Annotated in this window: 5 protein-coding genes; 2 read left to right on the top strand and 3 right to left on the bottom strand. The window is 74.0% G+C overall.

The window, feature by feature from the left end; translation table 11 throughout:
• Window positions 1–1,375 (bottom strand): hypothetical protein (locus ACFQ3T_RS34485; RefSeq protein WP_380729983.1); only part of this gene is annotated, 1,375 nt, incomplete at its 3' end.
• Window positions 1,376–1,698: 323 nt separating this feature from the next.
• Here ACFQ3T_RS34485 and ACFQ3T_RS34480 point away from each other — a divergent pair.
• Both ACFQ3T_RS34480 and ACFQ3T_RS34475 read left to right on the top strand, forming a co-directional pair.
• A complete protein-coding gene (locus ACFQ3T_RS34480) occupies window positions 1,699–2,562 on the top strand; it encodes a hypothetical protein (protein ID WP_380729982.1) in 864 nt (287 codons plus the stop codon).
• A 47-nt stretch (window positions 2,563–2,609) separates the two neighbouring features.
• Window positions 2,610–3,509, top strand: coding sequence for an NmrA family NAD(P)-binding protein (locus tag ACFQ3T_RS34475; protein ID WP_380729980.1), 900 nt, complete (start codon window positions 2,610–2,612; stop codon window positions 3,507–3,509).
• Window positions 3,510–3,727: 218 nt separating this feature from the next.
• Here ACFQ3T_RS34475 and ACFQ3T_RS34470 read toward each other — a convergent pair whose 3' ends face one another.
• On the bottom strand, window positions 3,728–4,279 hold the full coding sequence (locus ACFQ3T_RS34470; RefSeq protein ID WP_380729978.1) for a GNAT family N-acetyltransferase: 552 nt from the start codon (window positions 4,277–4,279) through the stop codon (window positions 3,728–3,730).
• Window positions 4,276–4,688, bottom strand: a 413-nt coding sequence (locus ACFQ3T_RS34465) for an ATP-binding cassette domain-containing protein (RefSeq protein WP_380729976.1), incomplete at its 5' end; no start/stop codon positions are given. The genes ACFQ3T_RS34465 and ACFQ3T_RS34470, both read right to left, overlap by 4 nt.

Raw genomic sequence — 4,688 nt, 5'->3', positions numbered from 1 at the left:
CGGCGGGCGGCTCGGCTCGTCGCAGCTGCGGCCGGCCGATCGGGTCGCCCGCCGTGCCGGCCCGGTCGACCAGGTAGAGGCTGCGGAACCGGGTGTGGTTGGCGTGGAGCCCTTCGAGGGCGGTCCGCAGGGCGCGGTCGTCACCCGCCGTGGTCGCGAGGGCGGTCAGGTCGGCGAGGCCGCTGTTCATGCTGCGGCGCAACGCGTCGGTGGCCTTGCCGGTCTGGGCGCGGACGCTCGCCACCACGGCCACGGGGATGTCGACGTCGGTGGTCCGGAACGCCACGAGGGCGCCGGCGGACCAGCCGAACACCGACAGCGCGACCACGGCGGTCGCCACGCGTGCGGTGATCCCGCGGCGGGACGGGGTGGCCGCGTCGTCTTCGGCGTCGTCCGCGCGGTCGCCGCCGAGGAGCCGGTCTCGGCACAGCCGGGCGGCGGCCACGATGCGGGCCACCTCACCGGACGCGGCGGGGCGGATCTCGGTGCGGAGGTTGCCCGCGGCGACGCCGACCAGGTCGTGGCGCGCGGCCAGGACCGGACCCGTGACGTACCGCCTGACCAGCACGAATCCGAGGACGGCCAGCAGGGCGAGGATCGCGCCGGGCACGATGCCGGAGCCCTCGGCGCCGCTGCCGGCCAGCGGGCCGTCGGCGATGCCGACCACGGCCAGGTCGAGTCCGTCGGGAACGCTCGACGGCGTCACCCGCGCGTAGGCGACGGTCGGCTGGGTCAGTCCTGCCGCGGGACCGAGCAGCACGCCCGGCGTGCCGCCGCGCGCCGCCCGTCCCGCGTCCGCGACCAGCCCTTCGAGCTTCGCGTCCCGGTCCTGCGCCGGCGAGCCGGTGCTCGCGACGACCTTGCCGGACAGGGTGGCCAGCAGGAACGACTGCCGCAGCACCTCGTCCGCGTCGACGTCGGGCAGCCGCACGGTCGTGGACGCGGCGAGCAGCCGTCCGCCCGGCAGCGAGGTGGTGGTGATCAGCAGCAGTTGCCCGTTGGCGGCGGTGGTCGACGTGATGGCGACGTCGGCGACCGCGACCGGGATCGCCTGGGCGGGCACCGGCTCACCCCGCGTGGCGACCAGCGCGCGGGAAGGCCCGTCGAGCACCACCGCGCCCCGCCACCGCCGGTCGCGCACGAGCGCTTCCAGCACCGGGTCGACGTCGGCGGGCTTGGCGATCCCGGCCGACGCGGTCCGCAGGTCCCGCACGCCCTGGTTGGCGGTGGCGGCGACCGATCGCGCGACACCGGCGGCCAGTTCCTGCTGCGACTGGACGAACGCGCCGGGAACCGCCTGTCCGTCGGGATCGTCCAACAGCACGATCGTCGTCCCGGCGACTATCAGGAACAACACGAGCAGTAGCGCCGGCAACGTCCGGACCGTGGCCGGAAACGCTGCTTCAGGCAGCTGAGCTTCCAAACGCACGACGCGTTCGTCACGCAGCGTGTTTTTCTTGTGGCGCACTCAAGCTCTCCGACCGTCACCCTGTGATGCGGGTGCGCCCCCCGAGCGCGCTACCCCACTGTCGCAAACCTCGTAGATTGTGCACTAAGCCGGACGGATTGCACTCTCTTGGGTTAAACAGTGGGAACACATTCGAGTGAAATGGGTTACGTTACGTGACTACCTCTCGTGTTTGGTCACGATGGCGTTGGTTGCTCACAGTCGCCGGAATCGTCACTGTGGTGACAGGTGTGCTGGTAGCGCTGCCGGGCCCGGCCGACGAACCGCCCCGATCACCCGATCCCGCGCCGGACGTTCCGCCCGCGTCTGGCCTCGAAGCCCGGCTCGGCGCCTTCGCCGCGGCCCTGCGCGAGGACGCCCCGTACGACCCGCCGGGTGAGCGACAGCGGCGTGAGTTCGTGGACGCGCTCGGCGCGCTGCGCGACGGGTCGTCCGAAGCGGTCGACGCGCTGGAGGAGCTGGGGCTCGACGTGGACCTCGGCACGGACGCGGAAACGGGGCGTCCCTACGCGGCCGTGGCGGGCAAGGCCAACGCCGAGCCCGGGTGGGGCTTCTACGTCGTGGACCTGTCCCGTCCCGCGCGCGTGGCGGTGCAGGTCCCGCACCCCGCGAACGACCTGCGCACCGACGAGATCGGTCTCGGGCTGTTCCGGCGCGTGCCGGGCGCGGTGCTCGCCGTGGCGGGCACCCACCGCCGGGCCTCCCTCGGCAAGGGCGACGCCTCCCACCACAAGGGCTCCGCGTTCCACGCCCTCGCCGAGGACCACGCCCGCCGCGGCCTGCCCCAGGTCCAGCTGCACGGCTTCAACGACGCCAGCCTGCCGTCGGCGGACGTCGTGCTCTCGCCCGGCGCGACCGACGTGGACGACACGCTGGAGCGCGTCGCCGACGGCCTGGACGACGACCTGCGCGTCTGCCGGGCGTGGCAGCGCGACTGCGGTCAGCTGGAAGGCAGGCGGAGTGCGCAGGGCCAGGTCGCCGCGGAGCACGGGTCGTCGTTCGTCCACGTCGAGGTGAGCCGGTCGGTGCGCGAGGACCGCTCGGCGTGGCGGGGGATCGTCCAGGTCATCGCCGACTCCCTGGGTGACCGGTAGCCGCACGCGGCGGGGTAGTCACGTCGTCCGGTGGGCCGGCCGGTTCCGTGTCAGCCTGTGACGACGCCTTCGACCCGAGGGGACGCCGCAGATGTCGACCACGCAGATCGCCGTCACGGGAGCCACCGGGCGCCTCGGCGGACGCGTCGCCCGCCGCCTCGCCGACGCCGGCACGGCCCAGCTGCTGCTGGTCCGCGACCCGACTCGCGCCGCGGCTGCCGGGGGCGACGACGGCCCAGGCGGTCTACGGGGACCACGACGCGGTTCGGCGGGCGCTCGACGGAGTCCCCACGGTCTTCATGGTCTCGGCCTCCGAATCGCGGGACCGCGTCGACCAGCACCGGGCGTTCGTGGACGCCGCGGCCGCCGCCGGGGTCGAGCACCTCGTCTACACGTCGTTCGTCGGCGCGGCGCCCGACGCGACGTTCACGCTCGTCCGCGACCACTGGGCCACCGAGGAGCACATCCGGTCGAGCGGGATGCGGTTCACGATCCTGCGCGACAACCTGTACGCCGACTTCGTCCCCGGCCTCGTCGGCGACGACGACGTGCTGCGCGGACCCGCCGGGGACGGCCGGGTGGCCGTCGTGGCGCAGGACGACATCGCCGACGCCGCCGCGGCCGTCCTCGCCGACCCCGACCCGGACGCCCACGCCGGTCGCACGTACGACCTGACCGGGCCGGAGGCGCCGACCCTGCACGAGGTGGCGGCCGTGCTGTCCGCGGCCACCGGGCGGAAGATCGCCTACCACCCCGAGACGGTCGCCGAGGCGTACCGCTCGCGGGCCTCCTCCGGCGCGCCGGACTGGCAGGTCGACGCGTGGGTCTCCACCTACACGGCCATCGCGAACGGCGAGCTGGCCGCGGTGAGCGACGCCGTCCCGCTCCTGACCAGGCGCCCGGCGACGTCGTTGGCCGACCTGCTGAACCGTGCCGCGGAGCGGTGAGGGACCACCACGGTCTGTTAGCGCTAACAGGCAGCGTGTAGACCGGTGTTGACAAATCTTGTTAGCGATAACACAGTAGAGGCCACGGCGCGCCGCCGGGCCTCGCGACCCCGAGCCGGACCCGCCTCACCGGCACGCCGGGTGGGCAGACGTGTGACCTCCTCCGTCTGCCCGCCCGGCCCCCAAACCCCGGCGACAACCGAGGACGGCCCACGCGCTCAGCGCGGCAGCGGGATCTCGAAGTGGACGGTCTGGAACGTGATCGGGTCGCCGTCACGAGCGTCGTGCACCTCCGTGGCCACGGACCGCCAGAACGGCTCGGCCCCGGCGATCCTGGTGTCGGTGTGCAGGTACAGCCGCTCGTACCCCGGCGCCGCCGCGACGAACGAGGTGGCCATCTCCACCAGCGCTCGGGCCAGGCCGGAACGGCGGTGGTCGGGGCGCACGTAGACCCGGAACAGCTGGGCCGTGGTGCCGTGCGGGTAGCGGGCGGCGAGCCAGGCCGGGTGCGGCGGGCTGGCCGGGCCGTTCGCCCGCACGCCGGTCGTCGCCACCACCTCGTCGCCCTTGACCGCGACGAACAACGCGTGCCGCGCGGGACGCACGTACGCGCCGTCGAGGTCGATCACGTCGCCGTGCCACTCGGGCCGGTAGCCGTAACCGAACTCCTGGTAGAAGGTGTCCAGCATGACGCTGCGCGCGCCGGGCAGGTCGGCGTCGATCGCCCGCCGCACCTCGTAGGGCCCGACTTCGCGGTGGTACTCGGTCATGTCCGCTTCTCCTCTGTTCCTTCCATGGAGTGGCCCCGGGGCGAGCGCCCCAGCAGGCCGGTGGTCACCGGGTGGGTGGGGGAGTCGAGGACGTCGCGCGCCGGGCCGTGCTCGACTACCCGGCCCCGGTGCAGCACGGCGACGTGGTCGGCGAGCCGGGCCACGACGGCGAGGTCGTGGCTGATCAGCACGACGGCGCAGGTCAGCGCCGCCAGCTGGTCGAGCAGGCTCGCCTGGGTGAGCGTGTCCAGCCCGGACGTGATCTCGTCGCACACGAGCACGTCCGGCCGGGCGAGCAGCGCGCGCACGAGCGCGGCCCGTTGCAGTTCGCCGCCGGACAGGCCCGCGGGCCGCCGGGTGGCGGTCGCCTCGTCCAGGCCGACGGCGGCCAGTTCCGCCAGCGCGGCGT

The sequence above is a fragment of the Saccharothrix hoggarensis genome (assembly GCF_042678885.1).
GTDB lineage: Bacteria > Actinomycetota > Actinomycetes > Mycobacteriales > Pseudonocardiaceae > Actinosynnema > Actinosynnema hoggarensis.
Note: the sequence above shows the minus strand (reverse complement) of the source record. Positions and strands in the feature narration are given on the sequence as shown.

Bases quoted from the DNA above. Each gene is read 5' to 3' on its own strand.
- ACFQ3T_RS34470 (WP_380729978.1), bottom strand. From the start codon at position 4,279: ATGACCGAGTACCACCGCGAAGTCGGGCCCTACGAGGTGCGGCGGGCG.